This window comes from Nocardiopsis sp. CNZ308 (genome assembly GCF_004217075.1).
Genome location: NZ_SHKJ01000001.1, coordinates 3100974 through 3123816 on the forward strand (window position 1 = coordinate 3100974; position 22843 = coordinate 3123816).

Sequence of the window (22843 nt, forward strand, 5' to 3'; positions counted from 1 at the left end):
ACCGCGGGAAGGAGGAACGGGGAATCGGGGGAGGGGCCGGGCGGGGGAAGTGCCGCGGCCGGAGCGCGACCCGCTACACGGGTGTGTTGCGCCCGTGTGTCGAGGGAGGCTCGGGCTCGGGGATCACGCCCGCGTTCTCCTGCGCCTCGGCGGCCATCTCCATGTTGCCGTTGAAGTAGTGGGTGACGGCTGTGCTGGTGTTGGTCACGGCGCTCACGGTCAGTCCGGCCATGTCGCCCATGAGCCCGAAGTTGTGCTCGGCGAACTCGCCCAGCGCGACGCTGACGGGCGTGCTGTTCGCCTCCTCGTTGATGGCCGTGATCAGGTTCTCGGCGGAGGTCATGGCGCCGACGAGGCCGTCGCTGCCGCCCTCCTCGCCGATGTGTCCGGCGACGCTGGTCAGCACGGCGCCCACCTCGGCGGGCTGGATGTTCCACCCGGACATGCGGACACTCTCCTCTCAGGGGCTCTCGGAGCTCTCGGGGGCTTCAGGAGTCGCCGGGGCGCGAGAAGGCGCCCGCGCGGAAGTTGGCGGGCGGCGCCGCGTCCGCGGACGCGGGTTCCTCCCGGCGCTGGACGGCCTGGATCTGCTCGTTGAGCATGCCCAGGGACGCGTGCAGGGCGGCGAGGTCGTCCCGGAGCCGGGAGCGCATCCGCGCGGAGGCCATGACGAGCCTGGGGTGGACGCCGCGGGCGGCGTCCCCACCGGGGGCCTCGGGCAGGTCCTCGTCGGGGATGGCCTGTTCGTCGCTCGGCTCCACCAGGTCGAACTTCATGTACTCCCCCTCTCGGCCGGGCCGTGTCCGTTCCTTGTGACGTCCGAAGGCCCTCGGTGGTTCGGGAAACCTCGCGCGCACCCTATTCTTGCGCGCGGACAGTCCGTCTGCCCAGGGGTTGTCCGCTTCGCGCCGGGGAGTCCGCCCCGTACGGACCCGCGGGGTCGGGGCGCTCGGGCCGCACCCTTAGTCTTGTGCCCATGACCCGCGCCAAACTCGACAAGAAGCCCCAGGACGTCGCGGCGATGTTCGACGGCATCGCCGACAGGTACGACCTCGTCAACGACGTCATCTCGCTGGGCCAGGACCGCATCTGGCGCAAGGCCGCGGTCAACGCGGTCGACGCCTACAGCGGCGAACTCGTCCTGGACCTGGCGGCGGGGACGGGCACCTCCTCGGAGTCCTTCGTCAGGAAGGGCGCCCGCGTGGTGGCCTGCGACTTCTCCCTCGGCATGCTCCGCGCCGGCGTGCGGCGGCGCGGGGGGGCCTCCCGGGGCGGCGTGACCTTCGTGGCGGGCGACGCCCTGCACCTGCCCTTCGCCGACGAGACCTTCGACGCGGTCACGATCTCCTTCGGCCTGCGCAACGTCAACGACGTGGACCAGGCGCTGCGCGAGCTGCGGCGGGTCACCAAGGTCGGCGGGCGGATGGTCATCTGCGAGTTCAGCCACATCCCGGTCGAGTTCGTGGACCGGCTCTACTCCACCTACCTCATGGGCGCGCTGCCCAAGATCGCGGGCATGGTGTCCGGCAGCGGCGAGTCCTACGACTACCTGTCCGAGTCGATCATGGCCTGGCCCAAGCAGCCCGAGCTGGCGCGCCGCCTCCAGGACGCGGGCTGGTCGCGGGTGGCCTGGCGCAACCTGTCGACGGGGATCGTCGCACTGCACCGCGGCTTCCGCGACAAGTAGCGGCACGGCCCGGAAGGTTTCGGGTGTGACGCCAGGGGTGTCGGAAGCGCCAGAGGTATCGCGCTCGCGCTGATCCCGCTCCTGGCTCCATGTTCGCGGCCGAGGTCGTCTCCGGCGGCGGGACCACGCCGGGAGGGCCGTCCCCCGACCGCGCCACCGAATCCCCCCGGGGCCCGTCCCCGCGAGTCCCGCGGTCTCGCCCCGAGTGCGCCCCGCGGACCCCGCACGGCCGGGGCACATCAGGCATAAAAATTTCGTAATCCCGAGGAGCACCCCGCTCCTCGGGATCTTCGTGTTGCCCGTGTGGCGCCTGTGGCGGTGGTCACCATTCTGAACTGGGGCTCTCGCGGAGCGTGACGTCGTTCGGGGCGTCTGAAGCCTTCTGGGGCCTATATCCCCTTTGATAGCGGGCCGTCTGAATACCCCCTGGGGACTCGCCTCCGGCTGCGGGAGGGTCTAGACTGCCGAAAAGGGCTTGTGAAGTGCTTCACAAGTCTGGGAGGTATAGGACACATGCCTCTATGTCGGACATAACGGACTCCCCACAGCACCCATACAACTCCCCCCGTGAGCGGGTCCATCCCGCAGGCAGACCCGCCACGGTGCATCCGCGCGAGCAGTCGAGGACCCACCCGTGAGCGAGACAGCCACCTCCTCTCCCCGAGGCCGGGAGCGGACCGAGTACGACGCCGACGTGATCGTGGTCGGCGCAGGTCCCTCCGGCTCCACCACCGCCTACTACCTTGCCCAGGCAGGACTGGACGTCCTGCTCCTGGAGAAGACCTCCTTCCCGAGGGAGAAGGTCTGCGGAGACGGACTCACCCCCCGTGCGGTGAAGCAGCTCACCGCCATGGGTGTCACCTTCGACGACCCGGGGTGGATGAAGAACCACGGCCTGCGCATCATCGGCGCGGGCGTCCGCCTGGAACTGCCCTGGCCCGACCTGGCCGCCTACCCGGGTTTCGGCCTCGTGCGCACCCGTTACGACTTCGACCAGATCGTGGTCAACCGCGCGGTGGCCGCCGGGGCCAAGCTCCTGGAGCGCACCACCGTCACCGGCCCCCTCATGGACGAGCGCAGCAACCGCATCGTCGGCGTCCGGGCCAAGAACGCCGACCGCGAGCCCGTCACCTTCCGGGCGCCGCTGGTCGTGGCCGCCGACGGCAACTCCTCCCGGCTGTCCGTGGCCATGGGCATCCGCAAGCGCGACGACCGCCCCATGGGCGTGGCCGTGCGCACCTACTTCGAGAGCCCCCGCCACGAGGACGACTACCTGGAGTCCTGGCTGGAGCTGTGGGACCGCAGCGGCGACAAGGACGTCCTCCTGCCCGGCTACGGCTGGGTCTTCGGCGTCGGCGACGGCACCAGCAACGTCGGCCTGGGCATCCTCAACTCCACCTCCTCCTTCCAGGACATGGACTACCGCAAGCTCCTGCGCCGCTGGACCGAGTCCATGCCCGAGGAGTGGGGCTTCACCGAGGACAACCAGAAGGGCGCCATCCGCGGCGCCGCGCTGCCCATGGGCTTCAACCGGGTGCCGCACTACTCCCGCGGCCTCATGCTCGTCGGCGACGCGGGCGGCATGGTCAACCCCTTCAACGGCGAGGGCATCGCCTACGCCATGGAGGCCGGGAACATCGCCGCCGACGTGATCGTGCAGGCGCACGGCAGACCCACCCAGCAGACCCGCGAGCGGGCCCTGCTGCGCTACCCGGACGTGCTCGCCGACACCTACGGCGGCTACTACACGCTCGGCCGCTACTTCGTGAAGGTCATCGGCCAGCCCGAGTTCATGAAGTACGCGACCAAGTACGGCCTGCGCCAGCGCACCCTCATGAAGTTCGTGCTGAAGATGCTGGCCAACCTCACCGAGCCCACGCAGGGAGACGCCATGGACAGGGTCATCAACGGCCTGTCCCGCATCGCCCCCGCGGCCTGACGGGCGGGTCCGGGCGCCCGCGCCCGGACCCGCCCGGACGGGGCGCCGCCTCCCGGGGAGGACCGGAGCCGCACGAGCGCCGACAGCCGGGCGCCGCGGCGCCGAGGCCCCCGGGACACGGGGCGCCGACCCAGCCGTGACACACAACCCACCGGGCGGTCGAGCCCGGCTCCACAACAGGACACACGGGACGACCGGAGATGAGCCCGCACAAGTGAAAGCAATCACAAGCGCTCCCGGCACGCCGCGCGGGCGTGCCCAGCAGCCAGGAGGAGGGTGAGCGTGGAGCTGTACACACCGATCTTCGTGCTCGGCGGGATCGGCGCCGCGTTCGTCGTGGTGTCGATGGTCGCCGGTGCGGTCCTGGGGCCCAAGCGCTACAACCGCGCCAAGATGCAGGCCTACGAGTGCGGCATCGAGCCCACGCCGCAGCCCGCGGGCGGCGGCCGGTTCACCGTCAAGTACTACATGACGGCCATGATGTTCATCGTCTTCGACATCGAGATCATCTTCCTCATCCCCTGGGCCGTGCACTTCGACGCCCTGGGCTGGTTCGGACTGGTCGCGATCGTCCTCTTCCTGGTGAACGTCTCCATCGCCTACGCCTACGAGTGGCGCCGGGGAGGCCTCGAATGGGACTGACCGCGCCGACCGCAGACCACACCCAGCAGCCCAGCCCGCAGGAGGAGAGCGTCTGATGGGACTAGAGGAGAAACTGCCCAGCGGCATCATGCTCACGACCGTCGAGCAGGTCGTGGGCCTGGCCCGCAAGAGCTCCATGTGGCCCGCCACGTTCGGCCTGGCCTGCTGCGCCATCGAGATGATGTCCGTCGGCGGCCCGCACTACGACCTGGCGCGGTTCGGCATGGAGAAGTTCGGCGCCACCCCGCGCCAGGCCGACCTGATGATCGTCGCCGGGCGGGTGAGCCAGAAGATGGCCCCCGTCCTGCGCCAGATCTACGACCAGATGCCCGAGCCCAAGTGGGTCATCGCGATGGGCGTGTGCGCCTCCAGCGGCGGCATGTTCAACAACTACGCGATCGTCCAGGGCGTGGACCACGTCGTCCCCGTGGACATGTACCTGCCCGGCTGCCCGCCGCGGCCGGAGATGCTCCTGGACGCCGTGCTCAAGCTGCACGACAAGGTGCAGAACACCAAGCTCGGCGCCCACCGGGAGCAGGAGATCACCGAGAACGAGGAGCGGATGCTCCGCCGTTCGCTGCCGCTGGTGAGCAAGGACTGACATGAGTACCGACAACGAACGCGAACGCGACGAGGAAGCGGCCAACCTCCCCGACAAGCTGGGCCGCGAGCGGTTGGCCGCGCCGGTCCGGCGCACCGGGATGTTCGGCGCCACGACCACCGGCGACACCTCCGGCTTCGGCCGCCTACAGGTGCGGGGGAGCGCTCCCGCGCGCAGCCAGCGTCCCTACACCGACCCCGAGGACGCGCGCACCGCCGACTTCGACCGGGTGGCCGACGACCTGGAGGCCGCCCTGGGAGAGGACGCCGGAGCGGTCGAGCGGGTCGAGGTGGCCCGCGGCGAACTGACCTTCCACACCCGCCGCGAGGCGCTGCCGAGGCTGGCCCTCCTGCTGCGCGACGAGCCCGCCCTGCGCTACGAGCTGTGCCTGGGCGTGACGGGCGTGCACTTCCCCGACGACGCCGGCCGGGAGCTGCACGCGGTCTACCACTTCCGGTCGATCACCCACAACAGCGAGATCCGCGTCGCCACCACCTGCCCCGACGCCGACCCGCACGTGCCCTCGATCGTGTCGGTCTACCCGACCAACGACTGGCACGAGCGCGAGGCCTGGGACTTCTTCGGGATCGTCTTCGACGGCCACCCGGCGCTGACCCGCATCCAGATGCCCGACGACTGGCACGGCCACCCCCAGCGCAAGGACTACCCGCTGGGCGGCATCCCGGTCGAGTACAGGGGAGCCACCGTGCCCCCGCCGGACGAGCGGAGGTCCTACAAGTGAGCCCCGCCAACCCCACGCACTCCGTCACAGAGGGAGGCCCGGCATGACCATCACCGAGGACTACATCGACGCCTCCGGCGGGGACTGGGACGACGTCATCGAGAAGGCGCAGGCCACCAGCGCCGAACGCCTCGTCGTCAACATGGGACCCCAGCACCCCTCCACGCACGGCGTCCTGCGGCTCATCCTCACCCTCGACGGTGAGACCTGCACCGAGGCGCGCGTCGGTATCGGCTACCTGCACACCGGTATCGAGAAGAACATGGAGTACCGGACGTGGACGCAGGGCACCACGTTCGTGACCCGCATGGACTACCTGACGCCGCTGTTCAACGAGGCGGCGTACTGCCTGGCGGTCGAGAGGCTGCTCGGCATCGAGGACCGCGTCCCCGAGCGGGCCAGCGTCATCCGCGTGATGATGATGGAGCTCAACCGGATGGCCTCGCACTTCGTGGCGATGGCGACCTTCGGCATGGAGCTGGGCGCGACCACGGTCATGACCAACGGCTTCCGTGAGCGCGAGATGATCCTGGACATCTTCGAGCTGGTCACCGGCCTGAGGATGAACCACGCCTACATCCGCCCCGGCGGCGTGGCCCAGGACCTGCCGCCCGGCGCGGCTGGCAAGGTCCGCGAGCTGCTCAAGGAGATGCCCAAGCGCATCGCCGTCATGCGCAAGCTCCTGGACGAGAACCCCGTCTACCTCGCCCGCACCAAGGACGTGGCCCACCTCAACCTGCCCGGCTGCATGGCGCTCGGCGTCACCGGCCCGCTGCTGCGGGCCTCCGGCCTGGCCTGGGACCTGCGCAAGGCCAAGCCCTACTGCGGCTACGAGGGCTACGAGTTCGACGTCCCCGTCTCCGACGGCGGCGACGTCTACGCCCGCTACCGGGTGCGCATGGCCGAGATGGAGGAGAGCCTGAAGATCATCGAGCAGTGCCTGGACAAGCTCCAGCCCGGCCCGGTGATGATCCAGGACGCCAAGATCGGCTGGCCCGCCAAGCTCGCGCTGGGGCCCGACGGCCTGGGCAACTCGCCCGACCACATCGCGCACATCATGAGCGGCTCCATGGAGGCGCTCATCCACCACTTCAAGCTGGTCACCGAGGGCTTCCGGGTCCCCGCGGGCCAGGCCTACGCGGCCGTCGAGAGCGCCAAGGGCGAACTCGGCTGCTACGCGGTCAGCGACGGGAGCACCCGCCCCCACCGCGTGCACTTCCGCGACCCCTCGTTCACCCACCTGCAGGCCGTCGCGGCCATGTGCGAGGGGGGAACGGTGGCGGACGTCATCGCCGCCGTGGCCAGTATCGACCCGGTGATGGGAGGCGTGGACCGGTGAGCGAGCACGAGACCACCGAGACCGCTGCGGCGGCCGAGCCCCGCGAGGCCTTCACCGCCGAGGTCACCGCCCGGCTGGAGCCCGAGGCCAAGGAGATCATCGGCCGCTACCCGCGGCCGCGCTCGGCGCTGCTGCCGCTGCTGCACCTGGTGCAGGCCGAGGAGGGGCACGTCAGCAAGGCCGGGATGCGCTTCTGCGCCGACCAGCTCGGCATCACCCTCGCCGAGGTCAACGCGGTCGCCACGTTCTACACCATGTACCGCCGCCGCCCCGGCGGCGACTACCAGGTGGGCGTGTGCACCAACACCCTGTGCGCGGTGATGGGCGGCGACGAGATCTTCCAGACCCTCAAGGACCACCTGGGGGTCGGCAACAACGAGACCACCGAGGACGGCAAGGTCACGCTGGAGCACGTGGAGTGCAACGCGGCCTGCGACTTCGCGCCCGTCGTGATGGTCAACTGGGAGTTCTTCGACAACCAGACCCCCGACACGGCCAAGCGGCTCGTGGACGACCTGCGCCTGGGCAGGGACGTCGCGCCCACGCGCGGCCCCGCCAGCCTGTGCACCTGGAAGCAGGCCTCCCGCGTGCTGGCCGGGTTCGAGGACGGCCGCGCGGGCGAGGGCGTCCAGGCCGCCGCGCCCTCCCTGGCCGGACTCAGGCTGGCCCGGGAGCACGGCTGGACCGCGCCCGACCCGGACAACCTCCCTCCCAAGCCTTCCGACCAGGGTGAGGAGGACGCCAAGTGACCACCCTGACCCCGATCCTTTCGCGCGACTGGGACCGCCCCGACTCCTTCACCCTGGAGGGCTACCGGGCCACCGGCGGCTACGGCGCGCTGCGCAAGGCGCTGGCCATGGAGCCCGACGCCATCGTGGACCTGGTCAAGAAGTCCGGCCTGCGCGGCCGCGGCGGCGCCGGGTTCCCCACCGGGATGAAGTGGGGCTTCCTGCCCGCGGACAACCCCAACCCGCGCTACCTCGTCGTCAACGCCGACGAGTCCGAGCCGGGCACCTGCAAGGACATCCCGCTCATGCTCGCCAACCCGCACGTGCTGGTGGAGGGGGTGGCCATCGCCGCGTACGCGATCAGGTCCAGCCAGGCCTTCATCTACGTGCGCGGCGAGGTCCTGCACGTCATCCGGCGCCTGCGCCGGGCCGTCGCCGAGGCCTACGAGGCCGGACTGCTCGGCAGGGACGTCCTGGGCACCGGCTTCGACCTCGACGTCGTCGTCCACGCCGGGGCGGGCGCCTACATCTGCGGCGAGGAGACCGCGCTGCTGGACTCCCTGGAGGGCTACCGGGGCCAGCCCCGGCTCAAGCCGCCCTTCCCCGCGGTCGCCGGGCTCTACGCCTCGCCGACCGTGGTCAACAACGTCGAGTCCATCGCCAGCGTGCCGAGCATCGTGGCCAACGGCGCCGACTGGTTCACGTCCATGGGCACCGAGAAGTCCGCCGGGTTCGGCTTCTTCTCCCTGTCCGGGCACGTGGCCAACCCCGGCCAGTACGAGGCCCCGCTGGGCGTGACCCTGCGCGAGCTGCTCGACATGTCGGGCGGGATGCGGCCCGGGCACCGGCTCAAGTTCTGGACGCCCGGCGGCTCCTCCACGCCGATCTTCACCGAGGAGCACCTGGACACCCCGCTCGACTTCGAGTCGGTGGGCGCCGCCGGGTCCATGCTCGGCACCCGCGCCCTCCAGATCTTCGACGAGACGACCTGCGTGGTGAAGGCGGTCGGCCGCTGGATCGCCTTCTACGCCCACGAGTCCTGCGGCAAGTGCACGCCCTGCCGCGAGGGCAACTTCTGGATGGTCCAGGTCCTGGACCGGCTGGAGAACGGGCAGGGCACCGAGGCCGACCTCGACAAGCTCCTGGACATCTGCGACAACCTGCTCGGCCGCTCCTTCTGCGCCCTCGGCGACGGCGCGACCAGCCCGGTGACCTCCTCGATCAAGTACTTCCGCCAGGAGTACATCGACCACGTGGAGCGGGGCGGCTGCCCCTTCGACCACTCCCGGGCCACCCTCTGGGGCGACCGGCCGACCACGACGGGAGGACAGCAGTGACCGTCACCTCCAACTCCTCCGGCGGAGCCGCGCCCGCACCGCCGCCCGAGGACCTCGTCACCGTCACCATCGACGGGTTCCAGGTCCAGGTGCCCAAGGGGACCCTCCTGATCCGGGCCGCCGAACTCCTCGGCATCCAGATCCCGAGGTTCTGCGACCACCCGCTGCTGGACCCGGTCGGGGCCTGCCGCCAGTGCCTGGTCGAGATCCCCGACATGGGCAACGGGCGCGGCATGCCCAAGCCGCAGGCCTCCTGCACCATCACCGTCATGGAGGGGATGGTGGTCAACACCCACCTCACCTCCCCGGTGGCGGAGAAGGCCCAGCGCGGGATCATGGAGTTCCTGCTCATCAACCACCCGCTGGACTGCCCGGTCTGCGACAAGGGCGGCGAGTGCCCCCTCCAGAACCAGGCCATGTCCACCGGACAGGGCGAGACCCGCTTCGTCGACGTCAAGCGGACCTTCCCCAAGCCGATCGCGCTGTCCACCGAGGTGCTGCTGGACCGGGAGCGCTGCGTGCAGTGCGCCCGCTGCACCCGCTTCGCCGCGCAGATCGCGGGCGACCCGCTCATCGAGCTGATGGAGCGCGGCGCCGACGAGCAGGTCGGCATCGCCGAGGGCGAGCCCTTCCAGTCCTACTTCTCCGGCAACACCGTGCAGATCTGCCCGGTCGGCGCGCTCACCGGCTCCGCCTACCGGTTCCGGTCGCGCCCCTTCGACCTGGTGTCCACGCCCAGCGTGTGCGAGCACTGCGCCGACGGGTGCGCCCAGCGCACCGACCACCGGCGCGGCAAGGTCATGCGCCGCCTGGCCGGGGACGACCCGCAGGTCAACGAGGAGTGGAACTGCGACAAGGGCCGGTGGGCGTTCAGCTACACCACCCAGTCCGACCGCCTGTCCCGCCCGCTGGTGCGCGACGGGGAGTCCCGGGCCCTGGAGTTCGCCTCCTGGTCCGAGGCCATCGGCGTCGCCGCCCAGGGCCTGGCCGCCGCGCGCGGCCGGGTCGGCGTCCTGACCGGGGGCCGCCTCACCTACGAGGACGCCTACGCCTACGCCAAGTTCGCCCGCGTGGCCCTGCGCACCAACGACGTGGACGCCCGCGCCCGCGCGCACTCGCCGGAGGAGGCCGACTTCCTGGCCGCCCACGTGGCCGGGACCCCGGTCGGCGTGGACTTCACCGCCCTGGAGAAGGCGCCCGCGGTCCTGCTGGCCGGGTTCGAGCCCGAGGACGAGTCGCCCCTGGTCTTCCTGCGGCTGCGCAAGGGCGTGCGCAAGCGCGGCCTCAAGGTCTACTCGGTCGGCTCCCACGCCAGCCTGGGCCTGACCAAGACCCACGGGACCCTGGTCCGGGCCGTCCCCGGCGACGAGGCCCGCGTCCTCAACGCCCTGGACACCGACGACCCCGACGTCGTCGCGGCCCTGAACCAGGAGGGCGCGGTCATCATGGCGGGCGAGCGCCTGGCCGCCGTGCCCGGCGCCCTGACCGCCGCGGCGGCCCTGGCCGAGCGGACCGGCGCCCGCCTGGTGTGGGTGCCGCGCCGCGCCGGGGAGCGCGGGGCCGTCGACGCCGGAGCGCTGCCGGGCCTGCTGCCCGGAGGCCGACCGGTCGCCGACCCCTCCGCCCGCGCCGAGGTCGCCCAGGTCTGGAACGTGGGCTCCCTGCCCGAGACCCCCGGCCGCGACACGGCCGCCATCCTCGCGGCGGCCGCCGCCGGGGAGCTGGACGCCCTGGTCGTCGCCGGGGTGGAGCTGGACGACCTGCCCGACCCCGACGCCGCCCGCGCGGCCCTGGCCCGGGTGCCGTTCGTCGTCAGCCTCGAACTGCGCGCCAGCGACGTCACCGACCGCGCCGACGTGGTGCTGCCGGTGGCCGCCGTCGCCGAGAAGTCCGGCACCTTCGTCAACTGGGAGGGCCGCCACCGGCCCTTCGGCGACGCGCTCAGGGTGCCCGGCGCGCTGTCCGACCTGCGGGTGCTCTCCGCGATCGCCGACCAGATGGACGTGCACCTGGGCCTGCCCGACGCCGCGTCCGCCTACGGCGAGCTGATGGAGCTCGGCCTGTGGACCGGCGAGCGCGCGGACGGACCCCGCGTGCGGCCCGTCGAGGTCGTGCGGCCCGAACCCGGCCAGGCCCTGCTGTCCACCTGGCGGCAACTGCTCGGCACCGGCCGCATGGAGGACGGCGAGCCCTATCTCGCCGGGACCGCCCGGCAGGCGCGCGCCTACCTGTCCCCGGCCACGGCCGAGGAGATCGGCGTCCCCGACGGCGGAACCCTGCACGTCACCGGCGCCCGCGGATCGGTGACCGTGCCGGTCATCGTCACCGACATCGCCGACCGCGTCGTCTGGCTCCCGGCCAACGCCGAAGGGTGCGACGTTCCCCGCGACCTGGGCGGCGGCGCCGGGCAGACCGTCCTGCTGTCCGCGTCCACCACCACCGGAACCGGTAGCAACGGGTCCGCCAGCACCCACGGGAGGCAGCAGTGACCCCCGCCGCTCTCGGACCGGGCGTGACCGCCCACCTGGCCTCCGAGGAGACGCTGAGCGCCTTCGGCGGCGACCCCTGGTGGATCACCACCATCAAGGCGCTGGCGATCTTCGTCTTCCTCATGATCTGCGTGCTGATGATGATCATGGCCGACCGCAAGGTCATGGGCCGGATGCAGCAGCGCCACGGACCCAACCGGATGGGCCCCTTCGGCCTGTTCCAGTCGCTCTTCGACGGCATCAAGCTCTCCCTCAAGGAGGACCTGATCCCGCGCGGGGTGGACCGGTTCGTCTACATCGCCGCGCCGATGATCGCGGCCGTGCCCGCCTTCATCGCCTTCTCGGTCATCCCGATCGGGCCCGAGGTGAACCTGTTCGGGGTCATCACCCCGCTCCAGCTCACCGACCTGCCCGTCGCGGCCCTGGTGGTCCTGGCCACCGCCGCGCTGGGGGTCTACGGGTTCGTGCTCGGCGGCTGGGCCTCCCAGTCGCCCTACGCCCTGCTCGGCGGCCTGCGCGCCTCCGCGCAGGTGATCAGCTACGAGATCGCGATGGGCCTGTCCTTCGTCGCGGTCTTCATCATGTCCGGGACCCTGACCACCTCGGGGATCGTCGAGTCCCAGCGCGGACTGTGGTTCGCCGTGCTGCTCCTGCCGTCCTTCCTCATCTACCTGGTGACGATGGTCGGCGAGACCAACCGGCTGCCCTTCGACCTGGCCGAGGGCGAGGGCGAGATCGTCGGCGGCTTCATGACCGAGTACGGGTCCATGAAGTTCACGATGTTCTTCCTCGCGGAGTACGTGAACATGTGCACGGTCGCCGCCGTGTCCGTCACGCTCTTCCTCGGCGGCTGGCTCGCCCCGCCCGGGATCGCGGCGATCCTGCCGGGCGCCAACGAGGGCTGGTGGCCCGCCCTGTGGTGGCTGCTCAAGTTCGTCTGCGTGATGTTCCTGTTCATCTGGGCGCGCGGCAGCCTGCCCCGGGTGCGCTACGACCAGCTCATGAAGCTGGGCTGGAAGGTGCTCATCCCGATCCAGCTGGTGTGGATCACCGCCGTCGCCGTCGTGCGGATGCTCGTCCTGGACGGCGCCTCCCCGCTGGTCGTCGGCGTGGTGATCGCCGCCTTCACCGCCGCGACCGTGGCCGTCTTCGCCGCCTGGCTGCGCCACGTGCGCCGCGAGCGCGCCGAGGAGGCCCGCCAGCGCGCGGAGAACGCCCGACGGGCGCACCGGGAACCCGCCTTCGGCGGCTTCCCGGTTCCGCCGAGCGCCGCACCGCACTACGGCAGCAGCGTGCTCGCCGAACCGCCGCGGACGGCCCCGGCCGCCGCCGACCGCAACAAGAAGGGTGAGGAGGTTACCGGTGCTTGAGTGGCTCAACCCCGTCAAGGGTTTCGGTGTCACCTTCCACACGATGTTCAAGAAGGTGCCGACCGTCGAGTACCCGGAGGTGAAGCGCCCCACGGCGCCGCGCTTCCACGGACGGCACCAGCTGAACAGGTGGGCCGACGGCCTGGAGAAGTGCATCGGGTGCGAACTGTGCGCCTGGGCCTGCCCGGCCGACGCCATCTACGTGGAGGCCGGTGACAACACCGACGACGACAGGTACTCGCCCGGCGAGCGCTACGGCCGGGTCTACCAGATCAACTACCTGCGGTGCATCCTGTGCGGGCTGTGCGTGGAGGCCTGCCCCACGCGCGCCCTGACGATGACCAACGAGTACGAGCTGGCCGACGACAGCAGGCAGAGCCTGATCTGGACCAAGGAGCAGCTGCTGGCCCCGCTGCGCGAGGGCATGGAGCAGCCGCCCCACCCCATGCGCCTGGGCGAGACCGAGCAGGACTACTACGCCACCGGGCGCGGCCAGCACGGCTCGCAGGACGGGCACGAGGCGCCCGAGACCCCGGAGGCGGTCCGTTGAACCCGCTCACCAGCGTCCACGCCGCCCCGCCGTCCGACCAGCCGCTGTACCTGGCCGCGCCGATCGGCGGCGGCGAGGCGACCGCGTTCTGGATCCTGGGCGCCGTGGTCCTCCTCGGCGCCCTGGGCGTGGTCTTCTCCCGCAAGGCCGTGCACTCGGCGATGTCCATGGCGCTGACCATGGTCGGCCTGGCGGTCTTCTACGGCATCAACGCGGCGCCCTTCCTCATGGTCGTGCAGATCGTCGTCTACACCGGCGCCGTCCTCATGCTGTTCCTGTTCGTGCTGATGCTCATCGGCGTCAGCTCGGCCGACTCCCTGGTGGAGACGCTCAGCGGACAGCGCATCATGACGGCCGTCGTCGCCCTGTGCTTCGCCGGCGCCCTGACCACGGGCATCACCCGCATCGCCGTGGGCGACCCGGTCGGCCTCACCGAGGGCGCCGCGGCGGCCGGGGGCACCATCCCGTGGATCGCGGGCGAGCTGCTGCTGCGCTACGTGATCGCCTTCGAGGCCACCGGCGCGCTGCTCATCACCGCGGTCCTGGGCGCGATGGTCCTGGCGCACACCGCCCGCACCAAGAAGCGCCGCACCCAGCGGGAGATCGCCGAGGACCGCATCCGCGGCGACCACCCGACCCCGCTGCCGGGACCGGGCACCTACGCCCGGCACAACGCGATCGACATGCCCGCGCTGCTGCCGGACGGCACGGTCTCCCAGCTCTCGCTCAACCCCGTCCTGAGCGCGCGCGCCCCCGAGTACCAGTCCCGGGTGCCCACGACCGTGCGTGCGGGCCAGGCCCCGCTGCCCGGCGGGGCCTCGGACTCGGCCGACTCCAAGACGGCCGAACCGGTCGCCGACGACCGGGCCCGGCCCGCCGCGCGCACGCCCGGGGACCGGGCGGAGAACGGCACGCGGGCCGAGGACGACGCCGACGAGGGCGGCGGCGGGGCCGTGGGCCCCGACGGCCCCGACGACGCGGACGGACCGCGCAACGGCAACGGCAACGGGCAGGAGGTCGAGTCCTCGTGGACCCGATGAACTACATCGTCCTCGCGGCGCTGCTGTTCACCATCGGCGCCGTCGGCGTCCTGGTCCGGCGCAACGCGATCATCGTCTTCATGTGCGTGGAGCTGATGCTCAACGCCTGCAACCTGGCGTTCGTCGCGTTCGCCCGGATGCACGGGGACATCGAGGGGCAGGTCATCGCCTTCTTCGTGATGGTCGTCGCCGCCGCCGAGGTGGTCGTGGGCCTCGCGATCATCATGCAGATCTTCCGAACCCGCAGGTCGGCGTCGCTGGATGACGCCAACCTGCTCAAGCACTAGAAGGCGACGTGGCTGTGACATCTCACGCGTACCTCGCCGCCGAACCCGTGGTGGCGACCGCGGCCGACAGCGCGGTGCTGTCGGGCGCATGGCTGCTCATCGCCCTGCCGCTCGCGGGCGCGGCGATCCTGCTGCTCGGCGGCAGGCGCACCGACAAGTGGGGGCACTGGCTGGCCACGGCCCTGCCGGTCGCCTCCTTCGCCTGGGCGCTGCTCGTCCTGTTCGACCTGCTCGGCAGGGCGGCCGACGCCCGCAGCGTCTCCGTCCCCGTCTACGAGTGGTTCTCCGTCGGGGAGTTCTCCGCCGGGGTGGACCTGCTCGTCGACCCCCTCTCGATCAGCTTCGCCCTGCTGATCACCTTCGTGGGGTCGCTCATCCACATCTACTCCATCGGCTACATGGCCGAGGACCCGGGCAGGCGGCGCTTCTTCGCCTACCTCAACCTGTTCGTGGCCGCCATGCTCGTGCTGGTGCTCGCGGACAACTTCGTGCTGCTCTTCCTCGGCTGGGAGGGTGTGGGCCTGGCGTCCTACCTGCTCATCGGGTTCTGGCAGTACAAGCCCTCCGCCGCGGTGGCCGCCAAGAAGGCGTTCATCATCAACCGCGTCGGCGACATGGGCCTGCTCATCGCGATCATGATCATGTTCGCGGTGCTGGGCGCGGTCAGCTTCAGCGACGTGTTCGCGGCCGTACCGGGCGCGAGCGACGGCGTGCTGCTCGCCATCGGGCTGCTGCTGCTCCTGGGCGCCTGCGGCAAGTCCGCGCAGCTGCCGCTCCAGGCGTGGCTGCTCGACGCCATGGAGGGCCCGACCCCGGTGTCCGCGCTCATCCACGCGGCCACCATGGTCACCGCGGGCGTGTACCTCATCGTGCGCGCCGGCCCCATCTTCGAGGGCGCCCCGGTCGCCCAGACCGTGGTCACCGTCGTGGGCGCCGCGACCATGCTGGCGGGCGGGATCATCGCCTCGGCCAAGGACGACATCAAGAAGTCCCTGGCCGGGTCCACGATGAGCCAGATCGGCATGATGGTCCTGGCCGCCGGGCTCGGCCCGGTCGGCTACGTGGCCGCCATCGCCCACCTGGTCACGCACGGCTTCTTCAAGGCCGGGCTGTTCCTGGGCGCCGGATCGGTCATGCACGCCATGAACGACGGCGTGGACATGCGCCGCTACGGCGGCCTGGCCCGGGTCATGCCGGTCACCTTCGTCACCTTCGGGCTCGGCTACCTGGCCATCATCGGCTTCCCGCTGCTGTCGGGCTGGTGGACCAAGGAGAGCATCATCTCCGCGGCCTTCGGCGTGGGCGGCACCCAGGGCATGGTGCTCGGGACCGCCGTCATCGTCGGCGCGGGGCTCACCGCCTTCTACATGTCGCGGATGGTCTTCATGACCTTCCTCGGCAAGAAGCGGTGGGACGAGGGCGTGCACCCGCACGAGTCGCCGGTCAGCATGACCGCCCCCATGGTGGTGCTGGCCGTCGGGTCGGTCGCGCTGGGCGCCTTCCTCACGCTCGGCGACCGGTTCGCGGGCTTCCTGACCCCGGCCACCGGGGCCCACCCGCACCACTTCGACGTCGTGCACGCGTTCACCGCGCCCTACGGACTGGCCGCCCTGGGCGTCATGGTCCTGGGCGTGGCCGCCGCCTGGGCGGTCTACCTGCGCAAGCCCGTGGAGCGCACCGCGCCCAAGGGCAACCTCGTCACCGTCGCCGCCAGCCGCGAGCTGTACGGCAACGAGATCAACGAGGGCCTGCTCATGCGGCCCGGCCAGCAGCTCACCCGGGCCCTGCTCGTCATCGAGGACAAGGTCATCGACGGGGCGGTCAACGGGCTCGGCGCCGGGGTGCGCGACTCCTCCAGCGGGCTGGGCCGGGTCCAGACCGGGTTCGCCCGCACGTACGCGCTCACCATGCTCTTCGGCGCCGTCATCGTCGCCGCGACGCTGGCTGTGAGGTTCTGACATGATCCCCTGGCTCACCATCGCGATCGCGCTCCCCGCGGTCGGCGCGGTCCTGGTCTGGGCGCTGCCGCGCACCGCCAAGGCCGCCACGGAGCGGACGGCCGCGGCCTCGGCCGCCTCGTCCGCCGCCGCCTCCTCCGCGGGCGCCACCGCCACGGCGACGGCCGTGCGGCCCGCCGCCGAGGCCAAGGGAGGGGCCCCGGCCGAGACCGCCAAGCGGATCACGCTGGGCTTCTCGCTCGCCACCCTGCTCGTGCTCGGGGCCATGGCCCTGCAGTTCGACACCTCCCGGGCGGGGGCCCTCCAGTTCGAGGAGGTCTACCCCTGGATCCCGCGCTTCGGAGTCAGCTACGCCGTGGGCGTGGACGGCATCGCCCTGGCGCTGGTCCTGATGTCGGCCGTGCTGGTGCCGCTGGTGGTCCTGGCCGCCTGGCGCGAGCACGACGACCGCGAGGACGGGGGGCGCGGGTACTTCGCGCTCATCCTGGTCCTGGAAGCGATGATGATCGGCGTCTTCGCCGCCACCGACGTCTTCCTGTTCTACGTGTTCTTCGAGGCCATGCTCATCCCGGTCTACTTCATGATCGGGCGCTACGGGCGCGGCGACGACCGGTCCAGGGCCGCGGTCAAGTTCCTGCTCTACAGCCTCGTCGGCGGCCTGGTCATGCTGGTCGCGGTGATCGGCGTGTACGTCGTCGGCGGCACCTTCCTGTGGAGCGACCTGGTCGGCGAGGGCAGCGCCCTGGCCGCCGTGGACCCGGCCACGGCCCGCTGGCTGTTCCTCGGCTTCTTCGTCGCCTTCGCGATCAAGGCGCCGATGTGGCCGGTGCACACCTGGCTGCCCTCGGCGGCGGGCGCCTCGCGCCCGGGCACCGCCGTGCTGCTGGTGGGCGTGCTGGACAAGGTCGGCACCTACGGGATGCTGCGCTACTGCCTGGAGCTGTTCCCGGCGGCCGTGTCCTGGTTCGTGTGGCCGGTGGTGGCGCTGAGCCTGGTGAGCATCATCTACGGCGCGATCCTGGCCATCGGGCAGAACGACATGATGCGCCTGGTGGCCTACACGTCGGTCTCCCACTTCGGCTTCATCACGCTGGGCATCTTCGCCCTGACCGCGCAGGGGCAGGCCGGGGCCGCCCTGTACATGGTCAACCACGGGTTCGCGACCGGGGCGCTGTTCCTGGTCGTGGGCTTCCTGATCGCCCGCCGCGGCTCCGCGCTCATCAGCGACTACGGCGGCGTGCAGCGGATCGCGCCCAGGCTGGCCGGGGTGTTCCTGGTGACCGGCCTGGCCGGTCTGGCGCTGCCGGGGCTGGCGCCGTTCGTCAGCGAGTTCCTGGTGTTCGTCGGCGTGTACGCGTTCAGCCCCGCCCCCGCGATCATCGCGGCGGTCGGCGTGGTCCTGGCCGCGCTCTACATCCTGTGGATGTACCAGCGCACCATGAACGGACCCACCCGGGAGGACCTGACCGGCCTGCGCGACCTGTCCGCGCGAGAGACGTGGGCGGTGGCCCCGCTGCTCGCGCTCATCCTCCTGCTCGGGCTCTACCCGCAGCCGGTGCTGGACGCCATCAACCCCGCGGTGGAGCGCACCGTGGAGGTCGGCGCGGGCCCTGACAGCGGGACCGGGGGCGCCGCGGGCGCCCAGGAAGAGGAAGGAGACGCGGAGTGATCCCCCACATGGACCTTCCCGTCATCACCGAGGCGGCGCCGCAGATGGACTGGTGGCTGCTCGCGCCGCTGCTCACGGTGTTCGCCGCCGGTGTGCTGGGCGTGCTGTTCGAGGCGTTCGTCCCCCAGGGGCGGCGCCGCGCCATCCAGATCGGGCTCGCGGCGCTCGCGCTGCTGGCCGCGTTCGTCCTGCTGGTGCTCCAGGTGGGCTCGCTGCCCGAGGACGCGCCGGGGGTGACGGTCGGCGCCGGGGCGCTGGCGGTGGACCGGACGGTGATCTTCTTCCAGGGCACCATCACCGTGCTCGCGCTGGTGAGCCTGCTGCTGATCTCCGAGCGCCGGGACGGGCGCGACGCCTTCGCCGCGCAGGCGGCGACGGTGCCCGGGAGCGAGGAGGAGCGCGCCCACATCCTGGCGGGCTCCCAGCACACCGAGGTGTACCCGCTGGTGATGTTCGCGGTACTGGGGATGCTGATGTTCCCGGCCTCGAACGACTTCCTGACGATGTTCATCGCCCTGGAGGTCATGAGCCTGCCGCTGTACCTGCTGTGCGGGCTGGCCCGGCGCCGCCGCCTGTTCTCGCAGGAGGCCGCGGTCAAGTACTTCCTGCTGGGCGCGTTCTCCTCGGCGTTCTTCCTGTTCGGCGCCGCCATGGTCTACGGCTACGCGGGCTCGGTGAACTTCGGCGAGATCCGCGCGTCCGTGGAGGCGGGCGGCGCGGACGTCTTCCAGGGCGGAGACGGCGAGCCGCTGCTGCTCATGGGCATCGGCCTGGTGGCGGTCGGCCTGCTGTTCAAGGTCGGCGCGGTGCCCTTCCACAACTGGAAGCCGGACGTGTACCAGGGCGCGCCGACCCCGATCACGGCCCTGATGGCCTCCTGCACGCTGGTCGCCGCGTTCGGCGCCCTGCTGCGGGTGTTCTTCGTGCCCTTCGGCGGCTCGGCCCAGACCTGGGAGCCGATGCTGTGGGCGGTGGCCGTCCTGACGATGGTCGTGGCCGCGGTCATCGCGGTGACCCAGCGCGACGTCAAGCGGCTGCTGGCCTACTCGTCGGTGGTGCACGCCGGGTTCATCCTGACCGCCGTCGTGGCGGGCAGCACGGACGGGCTCGCGGGCGCCATGTTCTACCTGGCGGCCTACGGGTTCACCACGCTGGGCGCGTTCGCCGTGGTGACGCTGGTGCGGACCAGGGACGGCGGCCAGGAGCTGGGCGACCTGGACCGGTGGGCGGGGCTGGGCCGCCGCTCGCCGGTGCTGGCCGGGGCGCTGGCGCTGTTCCTGCTGGCGTTCGCCGGGATCCCGCTCACGAGCGGCTTCATCGGCAAGTTCGCGGTGTTCGAGGCCGCGGTGGCGGCCGGCGCCGTCCCGCTGGTCGTGGTGGGCGTGCTGAGCAGCGCGGTGACCGCGTTCTTCTACGTGCGGATCATCGTGGTGATGTTCTTCCGGGACCCGGAGGGCGAGGGACCCACGGTGGTGCGCGCGGGCGCGGCCACGGGCGGGGTCATCGCGATCGGGGTGGCGGCGACGCTGCTGCTCGGCGTGTACCCGGGGGCGGTGCTCGACAACCTGCTGCCCCCGGCCGACGCCGACCAGGCCCCGACCTCGGTGATGGTCGAACAGGCGTCGACGCAGGCCGGAGGCACGGAGTGACCGGCGGCCGTGAACGCGCGGTGACCGGCGGGTACGGGCCGCGGTTTCCGACCGAACGCCAACGCTGACCGCGAGTGACCGGCAGAGTGACCAATTACCAGGTCTGACCTGGGATTCGTCACCTGCCGGTTCCGTACCCGGGTGTGGCTTTGGCTGTTCATTCCGGGTCGGATACCGTGGCAAGTCGGATCATGTTCATGTGCTGAGCACGCGGTGGCCCCCTCACCCGGGGTCACCTCCGTGCCGTTCGACAGGTGGAGCTGTACGGTGAGCGGTGCTGTCCCGAGCGGGTTTCTCGCTCTGCCGAGAGTCGACGATGCCCTTGCCCGGGAGGTCCAGGACAACCTGGAGAAGGTCGAGGACCTGCTGCGGGAGTCGGTCGCGTCGAGCGACCCCCTGCTGACCGAGGCGGCGTCCCACCTGCTGGCCGCCGGGGGCAAGCGCTTCCGCGCGACCCTGGTGCTGCTGGCCTCCCACTTCGGCGACCCGTCCGTGCCCGACCTCATCCCGGCCGCGGCCGTGGTGGAGCTCACCCACGTGGCCACGCTCTACCACGACGACGTCATGGACGAGGCCGAGCTGCGGCGCGGCGAGCCCAGCGCCAACCAGCGCTGGGGCAACAGCGTCGCCATCCTGACCGGCGACTACGTGTTCGCCCGCGCCTCGGAGATGCTCGCCGACCTGGGCACCGAGGCGGTCCGGCTCCAGGCGACCACGTTCGGGCGCCTGGTGCAGGGGCAGATCCTGGAGACCTCCGGTCCCCAGGAGGACACGGACCCGCTGGACCACTACCTGCGGGTGATCAGCGACAAGACGGCGTCCCTGATCGCGTCGTCGGCGGAGTTCGGCGGCATGTTCGGCAAGGTCGACCCCGAGACGATCGGCACGGTCACGCGGGCGTGCGACGCGCTCGGGATGGCCTTCCAGCTGGCCGACGACCTGCTGGACGTGGCGAGCGAGAGCACCGACTCGGGCAAGACCCCGGGGACCGACCTGCGCGAGGGCGTGCTGACCCTGCCGATGTTCTACGCGCTGCGCTCCCAGGACGCGGCGGACGAGCGGCTCAAGTCGCTGCTGGGCCGTCCGCTGGACGACGAGGAGGCCGAGGAGGCGCTGGCGCTGCTGCGGGTGCACCCGGCGATGGCCGAGGCCGAGGCCACGCTGCGCGGCTGGGCCGACAAGGCGCGCGCGGAGCTGGCGACCCTGCCCGAGAGCCCGGCCAGGGGCGCCTTCGAGGCGCTGTGCGACTACGTGGTCGAGCGCTCGGGCTGACGCCCCGGCGGCCGAGGGGCCGAAGGACCGACGACGGCGCCGCCCGGTGGGGCGGCGCCGTCGCCGTGTCTCTCAGTCCCGCCGTGCGGGGAGGCCGCGCCGGTGTCGCGGTGGGATTCCGTTCAGGTGCCCGGCGGACCGCCCCGGGACCGGCGGACGCGGCGGGGGAGAGCCGCCGCGCCCCCCGGCTGTGCGGGGTCGCGGGCTAGCTCACGACGGGCAGGGCCTCGGAACCGGGCAGGTCCATGAAGGTCGGGTGCTGCGTCATGCCCGCGGGGGTCTCCTGCGGGACGGTGCCGCCCTCGACGGACAGCAGGTCGCTGGTGTCCACGTCGTTCAGCAGGTCGGTGCCGCGGCTCAGCTCCGCCACCAGGTCCTCGGCGGTCTGGGTGTCCACGCCCTCGGCGATCGTCGGCACCCCGGCGTCGGCGAGCTGCGGCACGACGGAGTCCACCGCGTCGTCGACCACGGGCACGCCGGTGCCGGAGAGGCGGGGAACCTCGGACCCGGCCAGGGGGCCCTCCACGTTCAGGGGCTGGAGCTCGGCGACCCTGAGGTCGCCGCTCTCGGCGCCGCTCGCGAGGGCGTCGGCCAGGTCGCCCAGGCCGGGCGCCGCGGGCGCCGACTGGTGGACGGTGGTGAGGGGCTGGTCGAGGTTGCGCTGGCCGATCATGCCGAGCACCTCCTCCTCGCCGAGGCTGATGTTGTTGTCCTCGGTCAGGGGGGTGACCTCCATGAGGTCCTGCACACTGCCCGGCGTCTCCACGCCGAAGATGTAGGCGATGTCCCACATGTTCGGGACGGGGGGCGCGGCCGCGCTCTGGCGCACGGTGGGGGAGCCGCCCAGACCCAGGGCGTTCTCCAGGGCGGGCGCCTCGGCGCCGTCCAGCGCCAGGCTGTTGCCGCCGGTCACCGAGGACAGGTCGGAGGTGTCGGGCAGCTGGGCGACGTCGCTGAGCCGGGAGGTGTCCGGCAGCTGGGCGACCTGGCCGACTCGGGGCAGGTCCACCTGCTCGCGCAGCCCGTAGACCGACTCCAGGGTGTGCGGCAGCACCGTGACCGCGGTCTCCTCCACGGCCTCGCCCGCACGGTGGCCGCCGTGCTCCAGGGCCCGCCCGGCGTCGTGGCCGATGGTGTCGTGGGGGTCGCCGTCCAGGCCGGTGGCGTCCTGGACCCCGGAGACGGTGTCGGCCAGCTCGGAGGTCGGGTTGGGCACCTCGCCCAGCGGGGTCCGGATGTCCCGGCCCTCGGGCAGCGGGGCGGACAGGTCGGGAGCGGGCTTCTCGGGGTTGTGCGCGGTCTCCTGGAGCTCGCTCAGGGCGCTGCCGGCGATCGGCCCGACGCCCTCGGGCGCCACGCTGTTCATGGTGGGGGCGACGCCCTCCACCAGGGCGCGCTCGACGAGCGGCGCGATCTCGTGGACGGGCGAGGAGAGGGACTCGGCGCCGGAGACCCCGGCGCCGAGGGCGACGAAACCCGCCGTTCCGGCGGCGAGGAGGACGGCCCTGGCTGATATGCGCTTGACCTGCGTCATGGGTTTCCCT

Annotated in this window: 20 protein-coding genes; 17 read left to right on the forward strand and 3 right to left on the reverse strand. The window is 71.7% G+C overall.

Features of this window, described 5'->3' with window-relative positions; genetic code table 11:
- Nucleotides 1-73 precede the first annotated feature (73 nt).
- Together EV372_RS13535 and EV372_RS13540 are read right to left on the reverse strand one after the other, a co-directional pair.
- Nucleotides 74-445, reverse strand: a complete 372-nt coding sequence (locus EV372_RS13535) for a DUF6507 family protein (protein ID WP_130396298.1) — start codon at nucleotides 443-445, stop codon at nucleotides 74-76.
- A gap of 43 nt (nucleotides 446-488) precedes the next feature.
- Complete coding sequence (locus EV372_RS13540) at nucleotides 489-776, reverse strand: hypothetical protein (protein ID WP_130396299.1); 288 nt, start codon at nucleotides 774-776, stop codon at nucleotides 489-491.
- A 200-nt stretch (nucleotides 777-976) separates the two neighbouring features.
- On the opposite strand from EV372_RS13540, the gene EV372_RS13545 reads away from it, so the two are divergent.
- From EV372_RS13545 to EV372_RS13625, 17 genes are all read left to right on the forward strand, one after another.
- Entirely contained in the window at nucleotides 977-1687 is a 711-nt protein-coding gene (locus EV372_RS13545; protein WP_013156039.1) for a demethylmenaquinone methyltransferase, read from the forward strand.
- 634 nt (nucleotides 1688-2321) lie between these two features.
- Nucleotides 2322-3626: a geranylgeranyl reductase family protein gene (locus tag EV372_RS13550; protein WP_019610406.1), complete on the forward strand. Its 1305-nt coding sequence runs from the start codon at nucleotides 2322-2324 to the stop codon at nucleotides 3624-3626.
- A 282-nt stretch (nucleotides 3627-3908) separates the two neighbouring features.
- Nucleotides 3909-4268 (forward strand): NADH-quinone oxidoreductase subunit A, encoded by a 360-nt coding sequence (locus EV372_RS13555; RefSeq protein WP_026114451.1) that lies wholly within the window; start codon nucleotides 3909-3911, stop codon nucleotides 4266-4268.
- 55 nt (nucleotides 4269-4323) lie between these two features.
- Nucleotides 4324-4869 (forward strand): NuoB/complex I 20 kDa subunit family protein, encoded by a 546-nt coding sequence (locus EV372_RS13560; RefSeq protein ID WP_013156042.1) that lies wholly within the window; start codon nucleotides 4324-4326, stop codon nucleotides 4867-4869.
- Between the two features lies 1 nt (nucleotide 4870).
- A complete protein-coding gene (locus tag EV372_RS13565) occupies nucleotides 4871-5611 on the forward strand; it encodes an NADH-quinone oxidoreductase subunit C (protein ID WP_130396300.1) in 741 nt (246 codons plus the stop codon).
- Nucleotides 5612-5654: 43 nt separating this feature from the next.
- A complete protein-coding gene (locus EV372_RS13570) occupies nucleotides 5655-6950 on the forward strand; it encodes an NADH-quinone oxidoreductase subunit D (protein ID WP_130396301.1) in 1296 nt (431 codons plus the stop codon).
- On the forward strand, nucleotides 6947-7699 hold the full coding sequence (gene nuoE, locus EV372_RS13575; protein ID WP_130396302.1) for an NADH-quinone oxidoreductase subunit NuoE: 753 nt from the start codon (nucleotides 6947-6949) through the stop codon (nucleotides 7697-7699). Before EV372_RS13570 ends, nuoE begins: the two co-directional genes overlap by 4 nt.
- A complete protein-coding gene (gene nuoF, locus EV372_RS13580) occupies nucleotides 7696-9015 on the forward strand; it encodes an NADH-quinone oxidoreductase subunit NuoF (protein ID WP_130396303.1) in 1320 nt (439 codons plus the stop codon). Before nuoE ends, nuoF begins: the two co-directional genes overlap by 4 nt.
- Nucleotides 9012-11504 carry an NADH-quinone oxidoreductase subunit G gene (locus EV372_RS13585; protein WP_130396304.1) on the forward strand — a complete coding sequence of 831 codons (2493 nt, stop codon included), beginning with the start codon at nucleotides 9012-9014 and terminating at the stop codon, nucleotides 11502-11504. The genes nuoF and EV372_RS13585 overlap by 4 nt, the downstream gene beginning before the upstream one ends.
- Nucleotides 11501-12874, forward strand: a complete 1374-nt coding sequence (gene nuoH, locus EV372_RS13590) for an NADH-quinone oxidoreductase subunit NuoH (RefSeq protein ID WP_130396305.1) — start codon at nucleotides 11501-11503, stop codon at nucleotides 12872-12874. Before EV372_RS13585 ends, nuoH begins: the two co-directional genes overlap by 4 nt.
- The gene (gene nuoI, locus EV372_RS13595) at nucleotides 12867-13424 is read left to right on the forward strand and encodes an NADH-quinone oxidoreductase subunit NuoI (RefSeq protein WP_013156049.1); all 558 of its coding nucleotides are present in this window, start codon (nucleotides 12867-12869) and stop codon (nucleotides 13422-13424) included. The genes nuoH and nuoI overlap by 8 nt, the downstream gene beginning before the upstream one ends.
- Complete coding sequence (locus tag EV372_RS13600; RefSeq protein ID WP_130396306.1) at nucleotides 13421-14464, forward strand: NADH-quinone oxidoreductase subunit J; 1044 nt, start codon at nucleotides 13421-13423, stop codon at nucleotides 14462-14464. The genes nuoI and EV372_RS13600 overlap by 4 nt, the downstream gene beginning before the upstream one ends.
- Nucleotides 14452-14751: an NADH-quinone oxidoreductase subunit NuoK gene (gene nuoK, locus EV372_RS13605; RefSeq protein WP_013156051.1), complete on the forward strand. Its 300-nt coding sequence runs from the start codon at nucleotides 14452-14454 to the stop codon at nucleotides 14749-14751. Before EV372_RS13600 ends, nuoK begins: the two co-directional genes overlap by 13 nt.
- Nucleotides 14752-14765: 14 nt before the next feature.
- Nucleotides 14766-16709, forward strand: coding sequence for an NADH-quinone oxidoreductase subunit L (nuoL, locus tag EV372_RS13610; RefSeq protein WP_130398913.1), 1944 nt, complete (start codon nucleotides 14766-14768; stop codon nucleotides 16707-16709).
- 1 nt (nucleotide 16710) lies between these two features.
- Entirely contained in the window at nucleotides 16711-18378 is a 1668-nt protein-coding gene (locus EV372_RS13615) for an NADH-quinone oxidoreductase subunit M (protein ID WP_130396307.1), read from the forward strand.
- An 8-nt stretch (nucleotides 18379-18386) separates the two neighbouring features.
- Nucleotides 18387-20027, forward strand: a complete 1641-nt coding sequence (gene nuoN, locus EV372_RS13620; protein ID WP_130398914.1) for an NADH-quinone oxidoreductase subunit NuoN — start codon at nucleotides 18387-18389, stop codon at nucleotides 20025-20027.
- Between the two features lie 267 nt (nucleotides 20028-20294).
- A complete protein-coding gene (locus tag EV372_RS13625; RefSeq protein ID WP_130396308.1) occupies nucleotides 20295-21299 on the forward strand; it encodes a polyprenyl synthetase family protein in 1005 nt (334 codons plus the stop codon).
- 205 nt (nucleotides 21300-21504) lie between these two features.
- Here EV372_RS13625 and EV372_RS13630 read toward each other — a convergent pair whose 3' ends face one another.
- Nucleotides 21505-22833, reverse strand: a complete 1329-nt coding sequence (locus tag EV372_RS13630) for a hypothetical protein (RefSeq protein WP_130396309.1) — start codon at nucleotides 22831-22833, stop codon at nucleotides 21505-21507.
- Between the last annotated feature and the right edge of the window lie 10 nt (nucleotides 22834-22843).